This window comes from Haliea atlantica (assembly GCF_054779855.1).
This window is the reverse complement of sequence record NZ_BAAGXL010000019.1, coordinates 116,084-139,956: the sequence shown is the minus strand read 5'-3', so window position 1 is coordinate 139,956 and position 23,873 is coordinate 116,084. Positions and strand designations below refer to the sequence as shown.

The following is a 23,873-nucleotide window of genomic DNA, read 5'->3' as shown; positions in this document are numbered from 1 at the left end:
GAATTAGCATGCCCTATCCTCGAATCCTCCCATAGCGAATGGTTCCAGTCTCATGCCCCTGGAGGCTTTATGAATAAAACAGTAGAAGGCCGCTCAGACAGCGAGCTCCCAGTCCCGACCAGTGACATCAGCGATGGAAAGCGCAATCTGGACACGTTCGGGTATACAGTTCACAAGGATCTGCTGAATCCGACAGAGGTCGCCGCAATACGCGAGCGGCTGCTTGAGCAGGCGGACCTTGAGTGTGAAGAGGGAGTCGCCAGTTATCGCCTTCCAAGCCATGACTCCATCGGAGACCGGGAGCTGGGAAAGCCACCCCAGGGCGTCACTCCCGCATGGCAGGCGATACTCACCCTGCCCAACAAAGGGCGCGAGTTCATCGATCTTGCCATGCACCCCGTCGTGGCCGAATATGGACGTCACATGCTGGAGGACGTTCCCTTCTATATGGCCCAGTCAACGGGGATCATCGTGCGCAATGGCTCGGGAGGGCAGGTGCTGCACAACGATCAGATTCCTGTGCCTTTCCAGACCCCCATTCCACTGTACTTCAATGTCATGGTGGCGCTCAGTGACTTTGAAGAGGGCATGGGTGTCACTGAAGTCGTACCGGGAACCCACAGGACCCGAGCACCCAGATTTCACTATAACGAAAAGACCGGAAAAGCCGAGTCCGAAGAAAGTGTCAAATCAGTCCCGGTGACATGCACCGCGGGCTCGGCAATCTTTTTTGAAAGCCGGCTCTGGCACTTCCAGGGTCGCTCCACATCCGACAAAACGCGGATATCCATTCTGAACGGCTACTGCCTGCACTTCATGCGGGCGCAAGACAACTACGCCGCCTCGTTGCATGACCATGTATACGCCACGCTTAACGATGCAGAACGATCAATGATGGGCTTTGAGGTGGTCCAGGAGTACTGCGGCCGGATCTTCCCACGGCATCCCGATGACAACCGGTGCAATACCAACGCACGCTATCCGTATATCCCAGAACTACGGCGTGGTGGCGACCAACATGCGGCGCCATTTCCAGGTATGGGGTCCGAGGAAAGCTGAGCATAAGGCTCTGTAAATCGAAGCAGGAGACCCAGCCCTCAAGCGGGGCCTGCCAGCCTCTCAATCGTTCGCACGCAATCGCTGGATAACGTCAGTATCTTTTCCATGGGCACTCAGGTCTCCCACCAGGTCATTACCCATGCGACGCTCGACAAAGCGCCAGCGACCATCAAGCTTACGCAAGGTATCGCGGTAATCGCCGCCGATAACGGGCTGGAGGGGCAGGGCATCGGTTTGCTGAAAAACCATCACGTAGGAGCGAACAACCACATCGCCATTGTCCTGGGGCTCCAGTATTACGTTCGCCAGCATGTGCCACGTGCACGGCCTGCCGTCATATAGATGCAGCCACTGCCGAAAGCCGTCGGCGTAAGCCTGCGCACTCCTGTCGGCGAGAATCGCATCACCGTTGTAGACTACGGCATCGGCGAACAGCTCACCCAGCTCATCAAAGCGTCCGGCGTCCAGCAGAAAGGGATAGCTGTGTACCGTATTCTGTATCTCAATCAGATCATCAACTGTGAGTGACATGCGCGCCTCGGCAATAACGGGATGATTGTGACTATTCATTCAGCTCGGGTACCGGCTGGACCATCACTTTGATGGCGCGCCCGTTACCCTGGGTCTGAAAGGCCTCGCTGACCTCAGCCAGGGGAAAGCGATCCGAGATCAGCCGCCGCCGGTCCACCTTGCCGCTGGCCATCAGCTCCAGTGCCTGGGTCAGTTCTTCGGCACGATAGCCCATGGAGCCCTCGATCACCGGCTGCTTGTGAATCAGGTCCATCAGTTCCAGGGTGACGGCATCCTCGAAGGCGCCAAAGCAGATGATGCGCCCGCCCACCGGCTGCAGCAGATGCAACGCCGTCTGCAGTGGCGGCGGCCCCTTCATGTGCTTGATGTAACCGGCGCAGTCGATCACGGCGGCGACCCGCGGAGGGCGCATCACCGGGTACTCCCACTCGACCACGCCGCACGCGCGGCCGCAGGCCTCGACCACATCCTCCTCGGCGGCATTCACCACGGCGGTCGCGCCGACCTGCCGCGCCATTTCCAGGCGGCTCGGGGACACATCCACCGCAACAATTTCGCCAATCTCCGGCAGCGTCGCACGGATGGCCTGGACCACGCCCAGCCCGATAATGCCAACGCCAAATACCACCACGTTTTCCCCGGGCTGCAGCGCCGCCTTACGCACCAGCTGCAGGGCATCCGCCAGCGGCTCGGTGGTTGCCGCCTCCTCGAAGCTCACACTCTCGGGAACCTTCGCCAACTGGAAGGGGTTCGCCGGCACTGGCACATACTCGGCCATGCCTCCACCGGCAGTGACACCGACTACCCGGTCGCCAACGGCATAGCTATCGACACCCTCGCCCACCGCTGCAATGACACCCGCATACTCGTGGCCGATGATGCGATTACCGTCGACATCGGTACGCAGTGTGCCACTGTGCATTTCCAGCGCGGAGGGTGAGTCGAGTCGATAGATGTGCAGATCACTGCCGCAGATGCCACAACTGGCGACCTGGACGATGACTTCACCGGGGCCGGGCTCCGGTTTCGCTATATCGGCGGTCGCGCGGATATCGCCGACGCCATGGAAAATTGCTGCCTGCATAGTGGTTCTCCCGGTATGCCGATTCAAGCGCTGCGACTGGTCGTTTGGCTACTATCGTCGCCCGCCTCTTCGCGCGCATGTTTTTCAAAGGCTTTTTGTGTTGCACCACTGATTACATCAGTGAAGTGCTGGCGATTTTCCCGAGCCCAGTCGAAGGAGCGCTGGCGGTTGACGTTGTCGCCATTGATAACCGGCAATACGTAACGCGCCAGCATCTCCAGGGAACGTTGCTTGTGCTCGGTGCTGGCCCAGTTCTTGTCCAGCAGCAGCAGGCAGCCAAAGTCAGGCACCTTCTGCTCCAGGCGGCGGATCTGTTCGATCGCATCCTGGGGAGTTCCCACGATCACCTCGTCGCGCGCAATCAGGTCCTCGATACTCAGGTGGGCCGGCGAGTCAGGCAGATGCTCTGACTGGTTGCGGATGTAGTCCAGGTAACGTTCATAGCCTTCGCCCACCTCGTCCAGTGCCTGCTGGCGCGAGGGTGCGATGTGCATGTCCGTGGCACAGCGAATGCTCGCGGGCGACATGCACTGGCCCATTTTTTCGGCGGTGGAACAGACGATCTGCCAGTTGGTGGTCAGGGCATCGAAGCCCCCGTAAAGCGTCGAAGCCAGGCACAACATGCCAGCCCCGTATTTCGCCGCAAGCTTGCCCCCATTCGGCGAGAAGGTGCTGGCCACGCAGACTTCGAGGTCGCGATTCAGGGGCAATACCTGGCAGTGCGCATCACGCAACTCGTACCAGTCACTGTGCTCGGTGACCCACTCGCCGCGCAGCAGCCGCAGTATCACGTTAAGGCCGCTATCCAGCTTGTCACGGGAGTCCCCGACATCCAGTCCGAGCATGTGGGCATCGCTGACCAGAAGCCCGGGGCCGGCACCGAACATCAGGCGCCCCTGGCTCAGGTGGTCGAGCTGGGCAATGCGGTTCGCGGTCATCAATGGGCTGTGATAAGGCAGCGACACCACCCCGGTTCCCAGACGAATCCGCCGGGTGCGCTGGGCGGCAGCGGCTATCATCAGTTCCGGCGAAGCACTGATTTCATAGCCGCCGCTGTGATGTTCGCCATACCAGAATTCGTCCAGGCCCAGCCGGTCGGCAAACTCCGCCAGCTGCAGGTCGCGCTCCAGGCACAGGGTCGGGCTCTCGTCCAGGGGGTGGAAGGGCGCCAGAAAGACGCCCAGGCGCAGGCGATTGGTCCGTACCGGTGTCATCAGCTGTTCCTCATGTCGTCGTAGGCCCAGGCCCACTCACCATCCGCGGGTGCATCCAGGATGTTCAGGTCTTCGCGCACTTCGGCGATCGTACAGTCCAGGTAATCCTCCCAGTTCACGTAGAACAGGGGCCGCCGTAACTCCCTCGCCATGCGTCGCGCCAGGGCCATGGCGTCCAGCATCAGGGGCATGGTCCGCGGATAGTGCAGGGTAGAGCGCATCAGGCCGCAGCTGATGGAAAAAGTTGGCTGCTGGGACAGCTGGGCCGCCAGCTCGGGGCCGAGGTGATCGAAATACTGCTGCGTATTCAGCATGATCAGCGCGTACTCGCCAATCGGCGTGACATCCAGGCCGGTCACCATGTGCTGAATATCGTGCCCTTGCACAAAGCGCTTCAGCCAGTACTGGAAATCGTCCTCCGGCGCCCCCTTGAACATGAAGTCGATGTCGAAGCCGCTTTCCGCCACAAAGCGGTAGATGAGCTCGCCCAGGGTACCCGGCCGGGAGTCGCGCAGACGCTCCACGGAAAAATCCGAGAGCGTGCGCGCATCCAGCCAGTCGGCAAATTCGGGATTGCGCTGTCGCTCGGCCTGGAACAGCGCAAGCACTTCTGCCGGATCGGTCACCTCGGCGAAGGCAGCCATGGTCTCTGGGATAAACCAGGCGGGGGGCAGGTCCGACCCGTACTTGCGCAGCATTTCCTGCGCCACCACGTGGCGCATGGCGGCACTGTTCAGGTACTTGGAGGAGCTGATCAGAATACTGCTGTCTGTGGTCAGGGGGACTGCGCCCCCCTTGAGGTATGCGGCTTCTCTGGCGTCCATTTATTATGACTCCTCGCGGTTGAAGGAGAGTCGAATGTATCAGTGCGACCCTATTTTTGGAATATATTTCCAATAATAGATCCCGCTCTACCCGACCCCCTCACACGCATGAATGAAGAGGAAGCCGGCTCACCCCTCACTAGAGCGCTTGAGCCAGATCAAAGCCCGCGTGGATTGCGCCATCAATGTAGCTGACACCGTTGCAGTCGCCAATACTGTGCACGGTCAAGCCCTCACCGCGGAGCCGGTCCGCCAGCGCAAGGTCGCCCTCGGCACCCGAGGTAATGATGACCTGGTCAGCGTCGATCGTGCGCTCCTGCTGGTTGGCATTGCAGTAGGTCAGCGTACTGTCGGTGATGGCCACCACCCGCGCCCGGGTGAGGAATTCCACGCCCTTGTCGCGGCAATCCGCCAGGTTGCGCCAGCGACGTACCAGCATCAGGCCCTGGCCCATGACCTCGCCTTCTTCGAGCACGGTCACCTGGCGGCCGCGCTCGGCGAGAAACTCCGCCAGTTCGACCGCAACCAGGCCACCACCGATCATGACGACGCGCTTGCCCAGGGGCATCCACACCCGCGACAGCTGGCGCATCCAGTCCGGCCGCCCGGTAATACCGGCCATGCCACCCAGGGCCATGGCGCCCCGCGCCAGTGTCGGCAGCTTCGATTCACCCTCGGACTCCCCGGTGATCATGCCGCGAATGTCATCGCCGCTGAGCACGTGGGGCAGGTCAACGCCGGGAATTTCCGGCAGCCCGCGCCGGGCACCGGTGGCCACCACCACCACATCCGGCGACTGGGCGCGCACCCACTCCGGGGTGACCTCGGTATTCAGCTGCACCTCGACCGAGGACTGCTCAATGGCACGACTCAGGTAATTCACCAGGCCGGCGTTCGGCGGATAGGACACGGCAGAAAAGAATACCGTACCACCCAGCCGCGAGGACTTGTCACACAGCGTTACGCGGTGTCCACGCAGATCCGCGACCCGCGCCGCCTCCATGCCCGCGGGGCCGGCGCCAATCACCAGCACCTTTTTCGGCGACTCGGCGGGGCTGACCAGCGTTTCGTGCTCGCGCCCGGTGCGCGCATTCACCGCGCACTTTACGGTCTTGTTGACGAAGATCTGGCTGATGCAGGTGTAGCAGTAGATGCAGGGCCGCACATCCGCCAGCCGGCCCTCGGCAATCTTGTTGGGCAGCTCCGGGTCCGCCAGCAGCTTGCGCGCCATGGTGATGAAATCCAGCTTGCCTTCGCCGATCAGCCGATTGCCGACCTCCGGCTCGATGCGCCCGGGGGCGATCACCGGGATGGATACCGCCGCCTTGATGGCACTGGCGTAGGGCACGAAGCCGCAGGGCTTGTGCACCGTATGCGCGGCGGTAAAACTGGCACCCTTGGAGGCATCTGCATAAGCACTCACGTGTATGGCGTCGGCTCCCGCTGCCTCGGCCAGCTGTGCCGTGCGAACGGCATCCGCATTGGTAATACCGCCCTCGGTCAGGAACTCTACCCCATCCAGGCGGCACCACACTGGGTAATCCCTGCCGCAACGGGCCTTGATTGCCTCAATCACCTGAACCAGCAGGCGGGCGCGATTTTCGATACTGCCACCATAGGCATCCTCCCGCTTGTTCACGGAAGGGTTCAGGAAGCTGTGAATCAGGTAGCCATGGCCAGCGTGAATTTCCACGCCATCCACCCCGGCACGCTGGGCGCGCTCGGCAGCCGCGGCGAACTCGCCAATCACCCAGTCAATGTCCTCCTGGCTCGCCACACGGTATTCCACCTTTGCAGCCGCCGCAGAGTAGGGCGTGGACATCGCTGCGATTTCCTCGGGGAACAGCGTGCCTTCCATGTCGCCGCCCTTTTCCTCGGGCAGCGAAGGCGTCAGCATGGGGCGACCGTCGCGAATGTCATTCATGGCCGTGAGGCCCGCGTGCTGCAGCTGCATGGCCAGCTTCGCGCCGTGGCTGTGCACTGCATCAGCCACCTCACGCACACCGGGGATGAAGCGATCGTCGGATATAGCCACCTGGCGGTAATTGGCCGAACCCACCGGCCAGGAAATCGACACCGAGCCCATGATTAGCAGTGCAGCACCGCCCTTCGCTCGCGTCTCGTAGTAGCGAAGCAGCCGCTCGCCACAGTAGCCCTCGGGATCTGCGGTGTTGGAGCCCATCGGGCTCATGAAAATGCGATTGCGCAGCGCCAGGGTACCAATACGACCAGGCGCCATAAGGTGGGACAGTTGCGTCATGAAAGCCTACTCCGGAAAATCAGGCGGTTTGCGCCCCGTCAATGGCAAAGCTGGCACCGCTGACATAGCGGGCCTCGTCAGAGGCCAGGTAGGCCACCGCGCCGGCAATCTCTTCCGGCCGCGCTTCCGGGTGCAAGGCAAACAGACGCCGCAGCAGGTCCATGTCGATGTCGGCGGACATGCTGTCGGCATTGACCTGGGCCATCGGCGTGTTCACCCCACCGGGGCAGATGCAATTGACCCGCACCCCTTCTTTGGAGAACTCCACGGCCAGGGAGCGAGTGAGGGAAATGACGGCCGCCTTGGAAGCCGCATAGTGGGCAAAATAGGGCGCGCCCACGCGCCCCGATGCGGAGGCCATGTTGACGATATTGCCCCTGGACTGGATCAGGTGCGGCAGTGCTGCCTGGGTAATGATGAACAAGCTGGTGGTATTGACCGCGAACATACGATCCCAATCCTCGCGCTTCAGCTCGAGGAACTTCGCCGAGCGCGACATGCCGGCAATGTTGCATAGCACATCCAGGCGGCTCAGGGTCTCGATTGTCTGCGCCACCATCCTGCGGCAGGAATCATCATCGGTCGCATTGAAGACCGCGACTTCCGCGCGCACACCATCCGGCAGACTGGCGCGGGTCTCCTCCAGGCCTTCCGCATTGATGTCCGCGAGCATCAGTGTCGCACCCTCACTGGCGAGGCGCTGGGCGGTCGCCCGCCCGATCCCACTGGCAGCGCCAGTGACCAGGCAGACCTTGTCGGCAAAACGTTGCATGGCAATGATTCCTATGGCGGTTTTAGTGTTATGAATGCTGTGCTGGGTTATTCCTGAATGCTGTAGCCCCCGTCGCTGACCAGGGTATGGCCGGTGACGAAGCTGGCCATCGAACTGGCCAGGAAGAGTATCGGGCCGGCCATTTCCGCCGGCGTGCCCCAACGGTGCAGGGGTGTCTTGTCTGCCACCATGCGGTTGACCTCGGGATCATCGGCAAAGGCGGCGGTCATCGGTGTGGGCACTGAGCCCGGTAACAGCGCATTGACGCGAATGCCCTGGGGCGCAAGGGACACCGCAAAAGTACGCGTGAGCTGTACGATGGCAGCCTTGGCAGCCCCGTAACCGGGGAACCACGGGCTACCGAAGAGCGACATCTCGGAGGCAATATTCACCACGCTGGCCCCCTGGGGCAACTGACTGGCTGCCAGTGCGCCAGTGAGACGGTCGGTCAGGTGGTACACCGCATTCAGGTTCACCGTGACAGCGGTATCAAAATCGAAGGGCTCGGCGGCACCGCCGGTACCCCCGGCGTTGTTGACCAGCACATCCAGGCGATCAAAGGCGGCGGCTACCCGCTGGATATCCTCCCGTTGCTGCAGACGGAGTTGCACATACTTCGCCCCCTTGGGAGCCTCCGGATAGGCATCGACACCTTCGCGCGTACCGGTAATAGTGACCGTGGCACCCACGTCCAGAAACGCCCTGGCGGTAGCGGCACCAATACCGCTGGTGCCCCCCGTTACCAGGACACAGGCACCTTCCAGGTTCATCTCGGGGCAGCGTGGGTCAAAGCCAGTCATTGCGTATTCTCACTCCCTTTCTTATAGCCAGGATAGGCCATTGCTATTCTTGGTTTCGGACAGCTTACCGGGATACCGACCGGCGACTTCACACATTGGAATGAATTTGCCACCGGCGGGATCGCGTTTTTTACACCAGCATTTACCTGTCGATGGATTCCAGCCCCTGCTTCAGCGCGTTGAGGAAGCGAATCACGGGGCCGCCATCCAGGGCGCGATGATCGAAGGTCACTCCGAGCCTAAGGATGGGCCTGACCTGAATGGCGAAACTGTCGTCGGGTAGACGCACCGCAACCGGCTTTTGCTGGATACCCGGCATACCGAGCAATGCCACCTGGGGCCCATTCAGGACAGCCTCGGCACGCACGACTGGCCCCAGTGCACCCGGGTTGGACACGGTAAAAGTCCCGCCGGCCAGGTCATCCCGCGAGAGGCGCCCCGCCCGTGCTAGTTGCGCAAGGGCCGCGATGCGATCAGTCATCTCCATCGCAGTCAGGAGTTGTGCGTCGCGGATCACTGGTGCGACCAGACCTCCCTCGGTATCAATGCCCACATTCAGGTTGACCGTATTCCAGAGCATCAAGTCGTGTTCACGGAAGGTGGCATTCAGGCTCTTGTGCTCAGACAAGAGACGCGCCGCCTGACTGGCCACAATGCCGAGGATTGACGGGGCCGGATGCCCCGCACGCTTGTAACGGCTGCGGAACGCCATGACTGCACTCAGATCAATATCCATGTCCGCCGTCAGATGCGGCGCCTCGCGTTTGGCCTCCGCCATGACTCTGGCAATGGTGCGCCGGCGTGAGGAATGCGGAATGGATGTTCCTGTCAGCTGTCCTTTCGACTCAGCCTGAGCAGGCTCCTGTCTGTCGCCCCACTGCGCGGCGGTGGGCTCGCGCTCCTCGCTGCTGGCCGCAACCATGGCCGCCTCGCGCAGGACATCATCGCCCGTCACGCGACCGCGTGGCCCTGTCCCTGTCACGGTGGTGATGTCCACACCATGCTCCCTCGCCAGTTTGCGAGAGCGCGGCGACGACTTCACCGGCACGGTGGCCGGCAACGCTCCCCGGGCACCCATTGCCTGGGAGGACGCAGGCTCTGGGGCTGCTTGCGCGACGGCATTGTCCGCGTCGGCTTCCTCGCTGGAACCCGCATCATGGCGCGCCAGTTCGCGCTCAATCACCTCGGCCGAGGTTCCGGCCGGAACCTGCAGCGCCACGGGGTCCCCCATGAGGAACTCCTGTCCTTCCTCGCCGAGCGCCCGGACCAGGATACCGTCTTCTTCGGCCTCGACCGTGGTCACGGTCTTGTCCGTCTCAAGCTCGTAAAGGGACTCACCCCTGGAAAAGGCGGAGCCCTCCTCGACCAGCCACTGCACCAGCCGGGCGTGCTCCACGGATCCCATCATGGGAATCGTCAGTTCAGTTAGTATCGACATGATGTCACCGGGCCACTGTTACAGGTTCATGATGTGACGCGCCGCCTCCGCGATCTCTGCCACGGAGGGAATACAGGCTTGCTCGAGCTCGACGCTCTGGGGGAGGGGGACGTCCTTGCCTGCCACGCGCAACACCGGCGTCTCAAGCTCGTAGAATGCCCGCTCCTGAATCTGCGCGGCGATCTCCGCCCCCGGCCCCGCGGTCCTGTTGGCCTCATGCACGACCATGGCACGGTGTGTCGAGGCGACGGAGTCCAGGATGAGGGGCCAGTCGATGGGGTTCAGGCTGCGCAGGTCTATGACCTCCACCGAGATGTCCTCAGACTGGAGCGCTGCAGCCGCTTCCAGCGAGCGGTTGACCATGGATCCATAGGTCAGCAGGGTGACATCCCGGCCCTCGCGGCGCACCACGCCCTTGCCGATCTCGACAACAAAGTCGGTGGCCAGCGGCACCTCGCCATTGGTGAAGCTCAGCGCCTGAATGGAGTGATACAGCACCGGATTGGGCTCGCGCAGGGCCGCCTTCATGTGGCCCTTGGCATCCGCGGGGTTTGAAGGCACGACGACCTTCAATCCCGGAAAGTGCATGCCCAGCACTTCGATCGAATTCGAGTGCTCCGGACCGGCGCCCCCCATGACACCCAGTGGCAGGATAATCACCGCGGACATCGGCACGTTGATTCCGTGCATATAGCGCCACTTGCCCAGCTTGTGATAGATCTCGTCACCGGCAATCAGCGAGAAGTCGGCAAAGCCGACGTTGATTACCGGCGTCATGCCGGCAATCGATGCGCCCGCGGCCATGCCGACCTCGAAGGCTTCGGAGATGCCACAGTCCACGACCCGCTGTTTGCCGAATTCATCGGCCAGCCCCTTCTCCGAGCCAAACCAGCCCCCCGAGGCCACCCCCTGACCGAGCACGAAGATCTCGGGGTTGATGCGCATTTCCTCCGCGATGGCAAGCCCCATCGCGGCGTTGTACAGCATGGTTTCCGACGTCTTATTGCTGGTCATAGTAGAGATCCTTGAATATCACGGACACATCGGGGGTCTGGGCCTCCATCGCGGCCTGGAACGCGACAGCCACGAGCGCGTCGGCTTCGCTGCGTATCTCTTCACTTTCCCCGGGATCCAGATGACCGCCCAATACCTCGAGCGGATCGCGGTAGTCTTTCAGGTAATCCCGCTTTTCACGGTAAAGCTGCGGGTCGCCGGCGTAATGCCCCTGGACCCGCACTGTCTTTGCCTCGATCAGGCTGGGTCCCTCGCCGTTGCGCGCACGATCTGCGGCCTCGGCCACCGCATCGCGCACCGCGAGCGCATCCTGGCCATCGACGATGACCCCGGGTATGCCATAACCGGCTGCGAAGTCGGCGATATCACCGGTGGGGCAGACATCGGTCAGGGGCGTGCCCACCAGGATATTGTTGTTCTCGCACAGGTAGATCAGCGGCAATTTCCAGGCAGCCGCATGAACCAGTGTCTCGTGGAATGTGCCCCGCGAGGCTGTACCGTCACCAAAGTTGGCCAGTGACACGCGGTCATCCCCGCGCACTCGGGAGGCAAACGCCGAGCCCGCGGCGAGGGGATAGACGCTACCCAATGTGGCACCCTCACCCATGATCCCCAGGCTGTAGTCGGCCCAGTGAGGCACACCACCACCCTTGCCACCGGTCGAACCCGTCGACTTGCCGAGCACATCACCGAAGATCGGATCCGGTGCCATGCCTTTGCCTATTGCCCAGGCACAACCTCGCCCCTGGTACCAGAGGTAATCGTCCTGTCGAAGCGCCGCAGTTGCACCAATACCCACCGCTTCCTGACCCTCCCCGGGATGCCACCAGCCCGATATCCTGGCCTTGCGCGTGTGCGCGGCAAGGGTGACTTCCATCGCCCGGGTGATACACAGCCGGCGGTACATGTCCTGTATTGAAGGGAGGTCTGTAGCCATGGGATAACCCTGTCATTCGTATTGCGGCCCGCTGGCGGGTCGACTGTTATAGACAGTGTGATTATCGAGTCACCGGGAAAAGCCGCTTTCATTGCCATGAATGAGGACATGCCCCTTGTGGCTCCCGCCGACAGCGCGGGCAGCGCCCTTCGATGCAACCATACGGGTTCCTCGCCGCCTGCCTGCAGGTGCAGTACCATCTCGTGCGCCCGGCCGCTTATCGCGACACTGACCGGCGACCTCAAACGTTGGAATGAGAATGACCTTGACCGAAACCACCGCCATCAGCCTGCTATCCCAGGGGCTGCTCCTCGCCGTGATTCTTTGGGTGCTGGAGAGCCGACAGGCAATCGCCAACCGCCTTCTGGCCTGCCTGCTACTGGCGATGACCACCCGCCTGCTGGCGCTGATCCTGAGTGAAGAGCGCTTTGTTCAGGAATGGCGCACGGAAGTCACGATCCTGCACAATACCGTTTTGCTCATCGGCCCTTTCCTGTATCTCTATGCCCGCTCGCTGGTACACCACCCCACAAGACTGCAGTCACGAGATATCTGGCACGGCTTGCCGTTCCTGCTGGCCATCACCTGGAACCTCGTTGCCAGGCAGCGTTATCTACTGCCGCTGGACGACCCGGATCTGATTCAGCTTACCGCTCAGCACGGCCTCGCCAGCAGCGTGTCGCTTCTTACCTACGGGCTGCTGACCCTGAGGCTATTACAGAGGTATCGCCTCTCCCTGCTGGACAAATACACCGCCATCGAGCGCATCAGCCTGGACTGGCTGCGCAACATCGCCGGGCTGGTGCTGTTGCTGGCGGCGAGTGGGGCAGGCTTGAACCTGCTACGCCTGGCCGCGGGCTGGCCACCCGACCCTGCCCGCTGGATTGTCCTGCCTGCCAGCGCGGCATTGTTCTACGGGGTGGCTATATTCGGCTTCCGGCAGTCCCTCGTCCTGTTCCAGCGAAGCGACCGATCTTCGGCCGAGGCTGGAGAAGAACCCGAAGGCGGCCCACAACCCTCGAACCTGGCGACTCAGGCGCCCCGCTACCAGCGCTCAGGGCTGGACCCGGATCGCGCCGCGCGGCTTTGGGATAAACTGCAGCGGCTCATGCAAACCGAACAGCTGCATCTGCAACCCGAACTACAGGTCGATACCCTCGCCGTCGCATTGGGCGTACGTCAACAGACACTTAGCGAAGTTCTGAACACCCACGCCGGCATGCGCTTTTACGACTACATCAATGGCTTGCGAGTAGAGGAGGCCCGGCGGCTGATGATTGATCCGCAGAATGCCGGGCTGAGCCTGCTGGACATCGCCATGGCCGCCGGTTTTTCCAGCAAATCGACTTTCAACAAGTACTTCAAGCAGGTGTTTGAACAAACACCGTCCGAGTACCGACGGCAGCACATGCCTTGACGCGTTCCGGGCGCACCTTCCGGCAAAATGTGCCGCCCCGCGCGTACGCGCCGTTCGGGTCGGTCGCCCCCGGTGACGGAGTCGCCAGAATAGTAGCCAGTCATACACACTGAACGACTGGAGCCTGGCATGTTCAATGTCCCCGCACACACACTAAGATTGGCTCGCCTGGCACTCTGCCTCGGCGCCCTCTGTCTTCAACCTCAGCAGACAAGCGCAGCCGGCGAGCCGCCACCACTCCCGCAACCCGACTACCATGCGCCAAAGGCACTGCTGGAACACAAGGCCGTATTCGACGATGAGGTGAAAAGAATCGCCGACACACCGGTCTGGTCGCTGATTGATCATGGCGTCAACATGGTCATGGTGGAAGGCCCGGAGGGGCTGGTCCTGTTCGACACCGGCCTGCACCAGGACTATGCCGAGAAGGCCCTGGCCCGGATTCGCGCCATCAGCGACAAGCCCGTCGTGGCAATCATCTATTCACACCACCACCCGGATCATATCAACGGCGCCGGCTTCTTGGTCGATCGCCGGGATGTCGACAGCGGTGAGGTGCCGGTCATTGCCGCTCACAACCTGATGCGCGAAATGTCTTCGGAACTGGTCATGAACACACCGATCATGGCACTGAGGTCAGCTTACATGTTCGGCTTCGGCCTGGAGGGGCAGGCGAAGAAGGACAACTATGTCGGCTGCTGTGGTGAGCTGAAAGAAAACGCGGCTGCCCCCATCCCCACCGCTTTTATCCCACCCACCGTGCTGGTGCACGACACCCTGAACCGGACGTTGGGCGGCATCGAATTCGAACTCTTCTTCACTGGCGGCGAAGCCGGCTCACACATTGCAGCCTATCTGCCCGAGCACGGTGTGCTGCTGGCCGGTGATGAAATCCAGGGGCCGACTTTCCCCAACCTGCATTCCCTGCGCGGCACCCGCATGCGCGATGCCAATGCCTGGGTCGAGGCACTGGATCGGATGCGCGAGCGGGCCCCGGAACACCTCGTCCCCAACCATGGCAACCCGATCCTTGGCCGCGAGGAAGTGGCCCGCGTTCTCACCCTGTATCGCGACGCCATCCAGTACACCCACGACCAGGCCATCCGCCATATCAACAAGGGGCTGGTGCACGAAGAGCTGGCCCACGCGCTTCCCGGCCTGCCGGAATACCTGCGGGAGGAACCCTGGACTGGCGAGCATTACGGCAACGTGCCCACCGCCGCACGCTCCTACTATGCCGGTTACATCAGCTGGTTCTCGGGTGATGCCACCGAATTGATGCCCACACCACGGGACGAATTTGCCAGCCGCATGGTCGCGCTGCTCGGGGGTCGGGAACGTGTGGCAACGCTGGCTCGCAACGCCCTGCAAGAGAGCGACCCGCAGTTCGCCGCCGAGCTGGCCACCTGGCTGATCCGCAGCGACCGCAAGGACGCGCATGCCCGCGAGATCAAGGCGACCGCTTTTCGCACCCTGGGTTATCAGCAGACCAACATGAACTGGCGCAATTTCTACCTGATGGGCGCCATGGACCTGGCAGGCAAGGTCGACCTGCGCAACTACACCGGCCAGCTAGACAATCCCGACAACCTGGCCCGCCTGCCACTGGCGGTCATGCTCGACTCACTCCGCTACCGGGTGGACGCTGGCAAAGCCGGCGACACCCGCTTGATACTTGGCCTCCACTTCCCCGATGCCGAGCCGCTCGCGGTCGAGTTACGCAACAGCATCATTCAGATACACCGGGGCACGCTGCCGAAAACAAATGCCACACTGGCGCTGAGCGCGGAAACCTTTGCCGCTCTGATGCTGGGCAATCGCAGCCCGGGGGATGCGATCGACGAGGGAAGCGTCATTGTCGAGGGCGACCAGCAGGCCGTGACGCAATTCTTCACCCTTCTGGATTACGACATCGCCCCGGGATCCCTGCTTCACTAGGCAGGTAATGTTCAGACCTTGACGGGAGCTGTTGCGCGGCCTGCGGGCCGCGCCTTTTTTCTTCCAACCCCGCAGCTGCCAGCTTTCACTCCACCCGCATCGCATCCACTTTCTGGAAACCCCGGGGCAGCTTGTTGCCGCGCCGACCGCGCTCGCCGCGGTAGTGCTCCAGCTCGCTGAACTTGAGGGTCAGGTGGCGCTTGCCGGCCAGGATGACCAGGGATTGGTTTTCCGCGAGCACCTGCGCCGACACCACGAACTCCTCGCGTGTCTTGGCACGCGCGGTAGGGATGCCAATGATCTTGTTGCCTTTGCCCCGGGCCAGCTGGGGCAGATCTTCCAGCGGGAAGACCAGCAGGCGCCCTTCATTGGACACCGCCGCCACCCAGGCACCCTCATTGCTGGCGGGCACGGGCGCCGGCTGCATCACCCGGGAACCCGCGGGCAGGTTGAGCACGGCCTTGCCGGCCCGGTTCTTGCCGTGCAGGTCGCCGAGCTGGGCGACAAAGCCATAGCCCGCATCACTGGCGAGCAGATATCGCTGGTCGGTATCGCCCAGCAAGAGCCCTTCGAAGGTGGCGCCGGAGGGCGGGCTGATGCGTCCGGTAACGGGCTCTCCCTGGCCCCTGGCCGAAGGCAGGTTGTGGGAGGGCAGGGTATAGGCGCGACCGGTGGAATCCAGAATGACCGTGGCCTGGTTGCTGCGCCCCTTCGCCTCCAGCTTGAAGCTGTCGCCGGACTTGTAGCTGAGACTGGTGGCATCGATCTCGTGGCCCTTGGCGGCGCGAATCCAGCCCTTGTCGGAGAGCACCACGGTAATCGGGTCGGCGCTCATCAGCTCCACTTCGCTGAAGGCCTTCGCCTCATCGCGCTGCGCGAGGGGTGAACGGCGAGCGTCGCCATACTGCTCGGCGGCGGCCTCCAGTTCCTTGCGAATCAGGGTCTTAAGACGGGCCTCACTGCCCAGCGTCAGCTGCAGCTGCTCGCGCTCTTTGGCCAGTTCGTCCTGCTCGCCGCGAATCTTCATTTCCTCGAGCTTGGCCAGGTTGCGCAGCTTCAGCTCGAGGATGGCTTCCGCCTGGGTATCCGACAGGCCGAAGCGCGCCATCAGCGCCGGCTTGGGCTTGTCCTCCGTACGGATGATGTGGATCACCTCGTCGATATTCAGGTAGGCAATCAGGTAGCCTTCCAGGATATGCAGGCGCCGCTCGACCCGATCCAGCCGGTACTCCAGGCGCCGGCGCACGGTGGTGGTGCGGAACTGCAGCCACTCGCGCAGGATGCCGTCGAGGGATTTCACCGCCGGGCGACCGTCGATGCCGATCATGTTCAGATTGACCCGGTAGGTTTTCTCCAGGTCGGTAGTGGCAAACAGGTGGCTCATCAACGCATCCAGGTCGACGCGATTGGAGCGCGGCACGATCACCAGGCGCGTGGGATGCTCGTGGTCAGACTCGTCCCGCAGATCCGCCACCATGGGCAATTTCTTCGCCTGCATCTGCTGGGCAATCTGCTCCAGCACCCGGGAGCCGGAGACCTGGTAGGGCAGGGCGCTGACCACGATATCGCCGTCTTCGCGCTCCCACACGGCGCGCATGCGCAGGCCCCCGCGACCGCTCTCATACAATGCGTGGATATCCTCCCGCGGGGTGATGATCTCCGCCTCGGTGGGGAAGTCGGGCCCCTGAACGTGCTCGCACAGCTCGGCGACCGTGGCCCGGGGGTGCTGCAGCAGATGAATCGCCGCGCTGACCACTTCCCGCAGGTTGTGCGGCGGGATGTCGGTGGCCATGCCCACGGCAATACCCGTGGTGCCATTGAGCAGCACATTGGGCACCTGGGCGGGGAGGACCGAAGGCTCGTCCATGGTGCCGTCGAAGTTGGGTACCCAATCCACCGTCCCCTGCCCCAGCTCGCCCAACAGCACTTCGGCATAGGCGGTGAGCCGGGATTCGGTGTAGCGCATGGCGGCGAAGGATTTGGGGTCATCGGGGGAGCCCCAGTTGCCCTGGCCGTCCACCAGGGGGTAGCGGTAGCTGAAGCTTTGCGCCATCAGCACCATGGCCTCATAGGCCGCGCTGTCACCGTGGGGGTGAAATTTGCCGATCACGTCGCCCACGGTGCGCGCGGACTTCTTGAACTTGGCGGTGGCCTTCAGGCCCAGTTCGCTCATGGCGTAGACAATCCGCCGCTGCACCGGCTTGAGACCATCGCCGATATTGGGCAGGGCGCGATCGAGAATGACGTACATGGAGTAGTCCAGGTAAGCCTTCTCGGTATATTTCTGCAACGACACCTGCTCGATGCCGTCCTGATCGATTTCCAGGATATCCGTCATGGGTTTGGAACCTTCTCTTGCAAGCTTCCCGCCGCGGCACTCGGGGCGCCGGAACGGACGGTGCGATCAACCCTGCCGAGGCGGTGTGTTGCGCAGGCTGACCAGTTGTTCGTTGAGGTTGACGATGGAATTCGCCATGTCTACCAACAGGCTGTGAATGGTAGCAGGATTGCTGCGGATGAGGTCAGTGAACTGGTCCTTGGGCACCTTCACCACCGAACAGCGGGTGTGCGCGCGCACGGTGGCGCTGCGGTTGCTGTGGGTGAGCGCAGCCATGGCACCGAATATTTCCCCCTCGCCAACCCGGCCCACGATCACATCGTCCACCAGCACGTCAGCCTGGCCCAGGGACAGGTTGTAGACAAACTCGGCATGCTCACCCTGGCGGATGATGTCTTCTCCCGGCTGGAATTCCTCGAAACCCGGCGTGGCCGGCGCATCCGCACGCAGGTGGGCCGCTGTCAGGCGCAGCATCAGTCCGGCGTAGGTGACCAGCAGACGGGTCCACAGCTTGGTGGTGGCGGGCTGGGCGAATACCCGCTGCATGAACTCCAGGCCGGAGTAGGCATAGAGGGAAGCCCCCGCTTCGCTGCCGTAGAGAACAGTCATCCCGGCGTGAGTGGTGCCCGCCACATCCGGCAGTAAGAGATCGCCCTCGTCCAGGAAGTAGACTGTACGCCCCTGGTAGCGGGCGGAGAGACTGCCCGAGTCCACCAGGTAGAGCTTGTGGCTGTCAAAGCCGCGGAAGTTGCCCTCAGGGGTCGCCTCCACTTCCATGCGGATGGGCGGCATGTTGACGTGATCAATCAGGCTGGTCACCAGGGCCTTGAACTGCTCGTTCAGACGGCTGAAATCCTGGGCCAGTTCGGCATTGGCCAGCATCGCTTTGCTCTTGTTATCCCCTGCCACCGGAGGCTGCCCGGGCACCTCCGCCCCCATCGGCACCGCGGCAGACCGCAGCCGCCGAATACCAATACGCCCGCATCTTAGCAACTTCCCGGTGCCGGGAGAACGCCCGGCAGCCATTTGCCATGATAAACTTTCCATCAAATCCGCACCCACAGAAGGCCTTCCGTGAACATCAGCAAGCACACCGTCGCCAGCTTCCACTACACCCTGCGCAATGGCGAGGGCCTGGAGCTGGAAAGCTCCCGGGGCGACCAGCCGACCGCCTATCTGCACGGCGCCAGCAACATCATCCCGGGGCTGGAAGCGGCACTGGAGGGGAAAGCAGCCGGCGACCACGTCGAGGTGACCCTCTCCGCCGAGGAGGCCTACGGGCAGCGCCGGGAAGGGGCCGTACAGCGGGTGCCGGTCAAGCACCTGATCTACCGCGGCAAACTGCGTCCGGGCACCACGGTGCAGATGAACACCCAGCACGGTGGCATTCCGGTGACCGTGATCAAGGTCGGCAGGCATACCGCGGAGGTCGATACCAATCACCCCCTTGCCGGTCAGAACCTGAGCTTCGAGATCGACATCGTCGATGTTCGCGCGGCCACTTCAGAGGAAATCTCCCACGGCCATGCCCACGGTGCCGGCGGCCATCAGCACTGAGTTGGCGCATTACTGGCACTGCAAGCCCTTTTCGGCGCTATCGGCGCAGGAACTCTACCGGCTGCTGCAGCTGCGCGAGGCGGTGTTCATCATCGAGCAGGCCTGTATCTACCCCGACCTTGACGGCCTGGACGATTGCGCCTGGCATCTGTTCTGCACCGATGCCGAGGGCCGCCACCTGGCCGGCGCGCGCTGCCTGCCCCCGGACAGCGCCTTTGCGGAAAGCTCGATCGGTCGCGTGGTCACCTCTCCGGCCATCCGCGGCAGCGGCCTGGGCCGCGAGTTGATGCAACGCGCGCTGGCCTTCAATCGCCGGCAATGGCCGGGGCAGGAGATTCTGATCGGCGCCCAGGCCCACCTGGAAGCCTTTTATGCGAGCCTGGGTTTTGTGCCAGAGGGAGCACCCTACGACGAGGACGGGATCCTGCATATCCACATGCGCTGCGCGCCGTGAGTTCAGGCCGGGCTAAACGTGCACTCTATAGCTCCAGCAGGAAGGTCACCGGGCCGTCATTGACCAGGGCCACCTGCATGTCCGCCCCGAATCGTCCGGCAGCCACCGGCGCGTGGCGCGCCTGCAGGGTCGCCAGCAGGTCGTCGTAGAGGGCTTTTGCCTCGCCCGGCGGCATGGCGCTGGAAAAACTCGGTCGCAAGCCCTTGCGGGTGTCCGCGGACAGGGTGAATTGCGAAACCAGCAGAATGCCGCCACCCGTGTCCACAACACTGCTGTTCATGCGCCCCTCGCTGTCGGCGAACATGCGCCAGCCCAGCAGCTTGTCGATCATGCGCTCCGCAACCGCCCGGTCGTCACTCCGATCCAGGCCCAGCAGCACCAGCATACCGGGGCCGATCGCCCCCACGGTCTCGCCGGCCACGCTGACGCTGGCCTGACTGACCCGCTGCAGGAGCGCTCTCACCGTAAACCTCAGCCAGCCAGACGATCCGCCCGCCGGCGCTCGTGCTCCAGCAGGAGCTTCTTGCGCAGGCGGATGCTCTCGGGAGTGACTTCCACCAGCTCGTCGTCCTCGATGAACTCCAGCGCCTGCTCCAGGCTGTGCCGGACCGGCGGGGTCAGGGTCAACGCCTCGTCGGTGCCGGAAGCGCGCACGTTGGTCAGCTGCTTGCCCTTGGTGGGGTTCACTGCGAGGTCGTTGTTGCGGCTGTGCAGACCAATAATCTGCCCCTCATAGACATCCACGTTGGGGCCGATAAACAGGCGCCCGCGATCCTGCAGGTTGAACAGGGAGTAGGCCAGGGTCTTGCCCTTGACCATGGACACCAGCACGCCGTTGGTGCGGTGCACGACATCATTCGATTTCACCGGGCCGTAGTGGTCGAACACGTGGGTCATGATGCCACTGCCGGAGGTCAGGGTGAGGAACATGCCGCGGAAGCCGATCAGGCCCCGGGCCGGCACAATAAAGGCCAGACGCACGCGGCCCTTGCCATCCGGCTCCATGTTCTCCAGCTCCGCGCGGCGGCGGCCCAGTTCTTCCATGATCGACCCCTGGTGCTGCTCCTCGCAGTCGACCACCAGCTGCTCGTAGGGTTCCTGCATCACCCCGTCGATTTCTTTCTGGATTACTTCGGGACGCGATACACCCAGCTCGAAGCCCTCGCGGCGCATGGACTCGATCAACACCGAGAGGTGCAGCTCGCCGCGACCGGAGACCTTGAACTTGTCCGGGCTGTCGCCCGGCTCGACGCGCAGGGCCACGTTGTGGATCAGCTCCCGCTCCAGTCGCTCCTTGATGTTGCGCGAGGTGACAAACTTGCCCTCGCGACCGGCGAAGGGGGAGTCGTTCACCTGGAAAGTCATGCTGACGGTGGGCTCGTCCACGGTCAGGGCCGGCAGGGCCTCCACCGCGGCGGGGTCACACAGGGTATCGGAGATGTTCAGCCCCTCGATGCCGGTGACGCAGACGATGTCGCCGGCCTCGGCTTCCGCGACTTCCACGCGCTCCAGGCCCAGGTAGCCCATCACCTGCAGGACACGGCCATTGCGGGTCTTGCCATCGCGGCCGACAACGGTCACCTGGGTATTCGGCTTCAATCGGCCGCGCTTGATGCGCCCGACGCCGATCACACCCACGTAGCTGTTGTAGTCCAGCGCACTCACCTGCAGCTGCAGGGGACCGTCGCTGTCGACGCGGGGCGGCGGCACCTTGTCCAGGATCGTCTCGAACAGGGGCTGCATGTCCGCCGCCATGTCCTCGTGGTCGAGGCCGGCAATGCCCTGGATAGCCGAGGCATAGACAATGGGGAAATCCAGCTGCTCCTCGTTGGCGCCGAGGCGATCGAACAGATCGAAGACCTGGTCCACCACCCAGTCCGGGCGGGCGCCGGGGCGATCCACCTTGTTCACGACCACGATCGGGTTGAGGCCCTTCTCGAAGGCCTTGGCGGTGACAAAACGGGTCTGGGGCATGGGCCCGTCGACCGCATCCACCAGCAGCAACACCGAATCGACCATGGAGAGCACGCGCTCAACCTCGCCGCCGAAATCGGCGTGCCCGGGGGTGTCCACGATATTAATGCGGTAATCGCCCCAGTTGATGGCCGTATTCTTGGCCAGGATGGTGATCCCCCTCTCCCGTTCCTGGTCGTTGGAGTCCATAATGCGCTCTGCGCCTTCGGAACGCCGGTCAAGCGTACCGGACTGCTGCAGCAGACAGTCGACGAGGGTGGTTTTGCCGTGGTCGACGTGTGCGATGATGGCAATGTTGCGAAGCTTATCGATCAAGGGGAGATCCTCGGGCGGCGGCCCGCTGAAAAAAAGGTCGCGGATTATACCGCAGTGGCCGCGACAGTTGCAGGCATCAAGCGGCGGGATTTTTACCGCTGCGCCTGTACGCTCGTCACCGGTGCGTGCTGACACCGCTACGCCCCGATTTACGGCAGCGCTGTGCCCGCAAACCGCCCACCGCAGCACCAATATGAAACACCAGCGCACCAATAAAGTGCGCTGGCGCTACACAAGAAGCCGCTTGCGGCAGCAACCGCCAATCTCAGACGGCTCTGTCACGGCACCACTGAACACATGGCACAGCTCTTGCTTTTAGATCTGTGCCTGAACACACTGGCCACCACGGTATGCGCGCTCGCTGCCGCCACACCAGTGAAACGGATTGACGCCCGACATGGCGGCAATATTGACATCCCACGGAGGAAAGACCATGTCAGAGAACACTCTGAAACTGATCAAGGACAGCGAAGCCGGCTGGGTTGACCTGCGCTTCACTGACACCAAGGGCAAGGAGCAGCACGTCACCCTGCCCGCGGCGGCCATCGACGAAGAATTCTTCGAGGAAGGCCAGATGTTCGACGGCTCCTCGATTGCCGGCTGGAAAGGCATCAACGAATCCGACATGATCCTGATGCCGGACGACAGCACCGCGACCCTGGACCCCTTCACCGACGACACCACGGTCATCCTGCGTTGCGACATCGTCGAGCCCAGCACCATGCAGGGCTATGAGCGCGACCCGCGCTCCGTGGCCCGCCGCGCCCAGGAATACCTGCAGAGCACCGGCATTGGCGACACCGCCTTCTTCGGCCCCGAGCCCGAGTTCTTCGTCTTCGACGACATCAAGTGGCACGCCGACATCTCTGGCGCCGGCTACACCATCAGCTCCTCGGAAGCTGCCTGGTCCTCCAACCTGCACCAGGAAGGCGGCAACATCGGCCACCGTCCGCGGGTCAAGGGCGGCTACTTCCCGGTTCCGCCGGTCGACTCCCTGCACGACATCCGCGCCGCCATGTGCGCCGCGATGGAGCAGATGGGTCTGGGCGTGGAAGTGCATCACCACGAAGTGGGCACGGCCGGTCAGTGCGAAATCGGCGTCAAGTTCAACACGCTGGTGAGCAAGGCTGACGAGGTGCAGATTCTCAAGTACTGCGTGCACAACGTGGCCCACGCCTACGGCAAGACCGCGACCTTCATGCCCAAGCCCCTGGTGGGTGACAACGGTTCCGGCATGCACGTTCACATGTCCATTTCCAAGGACGGCGTGAACCTGTTCGCTGGCGACGGCTACTCCGGTCTGTCCGAGACTGCCCTGTACTACATCGGCGGTGTGATCAAGCACGCCCGCGCCCTGAACGCCTTTACCAACCCGGCCACCAACTCCTACAAGCGCCTGGTACCCGGCTTCGAAGCCCCGGTCATGCTGGCCTACTCGGCCCGCAACCGCTCCGCCTCGATCCGCATCCCCTATGTCGGCAGCCCCAAGGGCAAGCGCGTGGAAGTCCGCTTCCCCGACCCGGCCGCCAACCCCTACCTGGCCTTCTCAGCGCTGCTGATGGCAGGCCTGGACGGCATCCAGAACAAGATCCACCCCGGCGATGCCGCCGACAAGGACCTCTACGACCTGCCGCCCGAAGAGGGCAAGGCCATCCCCACCGTTGCCTCCAGCCTGACCCAGGCCCTGGAAGCCCTGGATGCGGACCGCGCCTTCCTCACCGCCGGCGGCGTGTTCACCGACGACATGATCGACGGCTACATCGAACTGAAGCAGGCCGACGTCGAGCGCCTGAACATGACCACCCATCCGGTCGAGTTCGATCTGTACTACTCCGTGTAAACGGACAGCTTCTCGGTTTCCGGCCCGCCTTCGTGCGGGCCTTTTTTTTATCCGCAGGAAGCCCGGCGTGCTACAGTTGGCGCTGCCAAGCACCTCCGCACGGGGTA

At 62.9% G+C, this 23,873-nt stretch carries 20 protein-coding genes; 6 read left to right on the top strand and 14 right to left on the bottom strand.

Annotation, left to right across the window (positions count from 1 at the left end; all coding sequences use genetic code 11):
* The first annotated feature begins 69 nt into the window (after positions 1–69).
* The gene (locus tag ACYVGS_RS12415; protein WP_460589010.1) at positions 70–1,059 is read left to right on the top strand and encodes a phytanoyl-CoA dioxygenase family protein; all 990 of its coding nucleotides are present in this window, start codon (positions 70–72) and stop codon (positions 1,057–1,059) included.
* Between the two features lie 60 nt (positions 1,060–1,119).
* Here the strand turns inward: ACYVGS_RS12415 and ACYVGS_RS12410 are convergent, their stop codons facing one another.
* From ACYVGS_RS12410 to ACYVGS_RS12365, 10 genes are all read right to left on the bottom strand, one after another.
* Positions 1,120–1,629 (bottom strand): nuclear transport factor 2 family protein, encoded by a 510-nt coding sequence (locus tag ACYVGS_RS12410; RefSeq protein ID WP_460589009.1) that lies wholly within the window; start codon positions 1,627–1,629, stop codon positions 1,120–1,122.
* Entirely contained in the window at positions 1,622–2,674 is a 1,053-nt protein-coding gene (locus ACYVGS_RS12405) for a zinc-dependent alcohol dehydrogenase (RefSeq protein WP_460589008.1), read from the bottom strand. The genes ACYVGS_RS12410 and ACYVGS_RS12405 overlap by 8 nt, the downstream gene beginning before the upstream one ends.
* 23 nt (positions 2,675–2,697) lie before the next feature.
* A complete protein-coding gene (locus tag ACYVGS_RS12400) occupies positions 2,698–3,888 on the bottom strand; it encodes an LLM class flavin-dependent oxidoreductase (RefSeq protein ID WP_460589007.1) in 1,191 nt (396 codons plus the stop codon).
* Complete coding sequence (locus ACYVGS_RS12395; RefSeq protein ID WP_460589006.1) at positions 3,888–4,712, bottom strand: Coq4 family protein; 825 nt, start codon at positions 4,710–4,712, stop codon at positions 3,888–3,890. Before ACYVGS_RS12395 ends, ACYVGS_RS12400 begins: the two co-directional genes overlap by 1 nt.
* A gap of 139 nt (positions 4,713–4,851) precedes the next feature.
* On the bottom strand, positions 4,852–6,972 hold the full coding sequence (locus tag ACYVGS_RS12390; protein WP_460589005.1) for an oxidoreductase: 2,121 nt from the start codon (positions 6,970–6,972) through the stop codon (positions 4,852–4,854).
* Positions 6,973–6,991: 19 nt separating this feature from the next.
* Entirely contained in the window at positions 6,992–7,744 is a 753-nt protein-coding gene (locus ACYVGS_RS12385) for an SDR family NAD(P)-dependent oxidoreductase (RefSeq protein ID WP_460589004.1), read from the bottom strand.
* 47 nt (positions 7,745–7,791) lie between these two features.
* Positions 7,792–8,544: an SDR family NAD(P)-dependent oxidoreductase gene (locus ACYVGS_RS12380; RefSeq protein WP_460589003.1), complete on the bottom strand. Its 753-nt coding sequence runs from the start codon at positions 8,542–8,544 to the stop codon at positions 7,792–7,794.
* A 142-nt stretch (positions 8,545–8,686) separates the two neighbouring features.
* On the bottom strand, positions 8,687–9,982 hold the full coding sequence (locus ACYVGS_RS12375) for a dihydrolipoamide acetyltransferase family protein (RefSeq protein ID WP_460589002.1): 1,296 nt from the start codon (positions 9,980–9,982) through the stop codon (positions 8,687–8,689).
* A gap of 18 nt (positions 9,983–10,000) precedes the next feature.
* Positions 10,001–10,996: an alpha-ketoacid dehydrogenase subunit beta gene (locus ACYVGS_RS12370; RefSeq protein ID WP_460589001.1), complete on the bottom strand. Its 996-nt coding sequence runs from the start codon at positions 10,994–10,996 to the stop codon at positions 10,001–10,003.
* Positions 10,983–11,933 carry a thiamine pyrophosphate-dependent dehydrogenase E1 component subunit alpha gene (locus ACYVGS_RS12365; RefSeq protein WP_460589000.1) on the bottom strand — a complete coding sequence of 317 codons (951 nt, stop codon included), beginning with the start codon at positions 11,931–11,933 and terminating at the stop codon, positions 10,983–10,985. Before ACYVGS_RS12365 ends, ACYVGS_RS12370 begins: the two co-directional genes overlap by 14 nt.
* 259 nt (positions 11,934–12,192) lie before the next feature.
* Between ACYVGS_RS12365 and ACYVGS_RS12360 the strand changes: the two genes are divergently transcribed.
* Together ACYVGS_RS12360 and ACYVGS_RS12355 are read left to right on the top strand one after the other, a co-directional pair.
* Positions 12,193–13,350 (top strand): AraC family transcriptional regulator, encoded by a 1,158-nt coding sequence (locus tag ACYVGS_RS12360; RefSeq protein WP_460588999.1) that lies wholly within the window; start codon positions 12,193–12,195, stop codon positions 13,348–13,350.
* Positions 13,351–13,479: 129 nt separating this feature from the next.
* Entirely contained in the window at positions 13,480–15,288 is a 1,809-nt protein-coding gene (locus ACYVGS_RS12355; RefSeq protein ID WP_460588998.1) for an alkyl sulfatase dimerization domain-containing protein, read from the top strand.
* A gap of 85 nt (positions 15,289–15,373) precedes the next feature.
* Here the strand turns inward: ACYVGS_RS12355 and parC are convergent, their stop codons facing one another.
* Together parC and ACYVGS_RS12345 are read right to left on the bottom strand one after the other, a co-directional pair.
* Positions 15,374–17,626 carry a DNA topoisomerase IV subunit A gene (gene parC, locus ACYVGS_RS12350; RefSeq protein WP_460588997.1) on the bottom strand — a complete coding sequence of 751 codons (2,253 nt, stop codon included), beginning with the start codon at positions 17,624–17,626 and terminating at the stop codon, positions 15,374–15,376.
* Between the two features lie 66 nt (positions 17,627–17,692).
* Positions 17,693–18,508, bottom strand: a complete 816-nt coding sequence (locus tag ACYVGS_RS12345) for a Crp/Fnr family transcriptional regulator (RefSeq protein ID WP_460588996.1) — start codon at positions 18,506–18,508, stop codon at positions 17,693–17,695.
* Between the two features lie 192 nt (positions 18,509–18,700).
* Between ACYVGS_RS12345 and ACYVGS_RS12340 the strand changes: the two genes are divergently transcribed.
* Positions 18,701–19,183 carry an FKBP-type peptidyl-prolyl cis-trans isomerase gene (locus ACYVGS_RS12340; protein WP_460588995.1) on the top strand — a complete coding sequence of 161 codons (483 nt, stop codon included), beginning with the start codon at positions 18,701–18,703 and terminating at the stop codon, positions 19,181–19,183.
* Complete coding sequence (locus ACYVGS_RS12335; RefSeq protein ID WP_460588994.1) at positions 19,152–19,637, top strand: GNAT family N-acetyltransferase; 486 nt, start codon at positions 19,152–19,154, stop codon at positions 19,635–19,637. The genes ACYVGS_RS12340 and ACYVGS_RS12335 overlap by 32 nt, the downstream gene beginning before the upstream one ends.
* Positions 19,638–19,662: 25 nt before the next feature.
* Here ACYVGS_RS12335 and dtd read toward each other — a convergent pair whose 3' ends face one another.
* Together dtd and typA are read right to left on the bottom strand one after the other, a co-directional pair.
* A complete protein-coding gene (gene dtd / locus ACYVGS_RS12330; protein ID WP_460588993.1) occupies positions 19,663–20,100 on the bottom strand; it encodes a D-aminoacyl-tRNA deacylase in 438 nt (145 codons plus the stop codon).
* 8 nt (positions 20,101–20,108) lie between these two features.
* Positions 20,109–21,926: a GTP-binding protein TypA/BipA gene (gene typA, locus ACYVGS_RS12325; protein WP_460588992.1), complete on the bottom strand. Its 1,818-nt coding sequence runs from the start codon at positions 21,924–21,926 to the stop codon at positions 20,109–20,111.
* Between the two features lie 433 nt (positions 21,927–22,359).
* On the opposite strand from typA, the gene glnA reads away from it, so the two are divergent.
* On the top strand, positions 22,360–23,766 hold the full coding sequence (gene glnA / locus ACYVGS_RS12320; RefSeq protein ID WP_460588991.1) for a glutamine synthetase family protein: 1,407 nt from the start codon (positions 22,360–22,362) through the stop codon (positions 23,764–23,766).
* Positions 23,767–23,873: the final 107 nt, after the last annotated feature.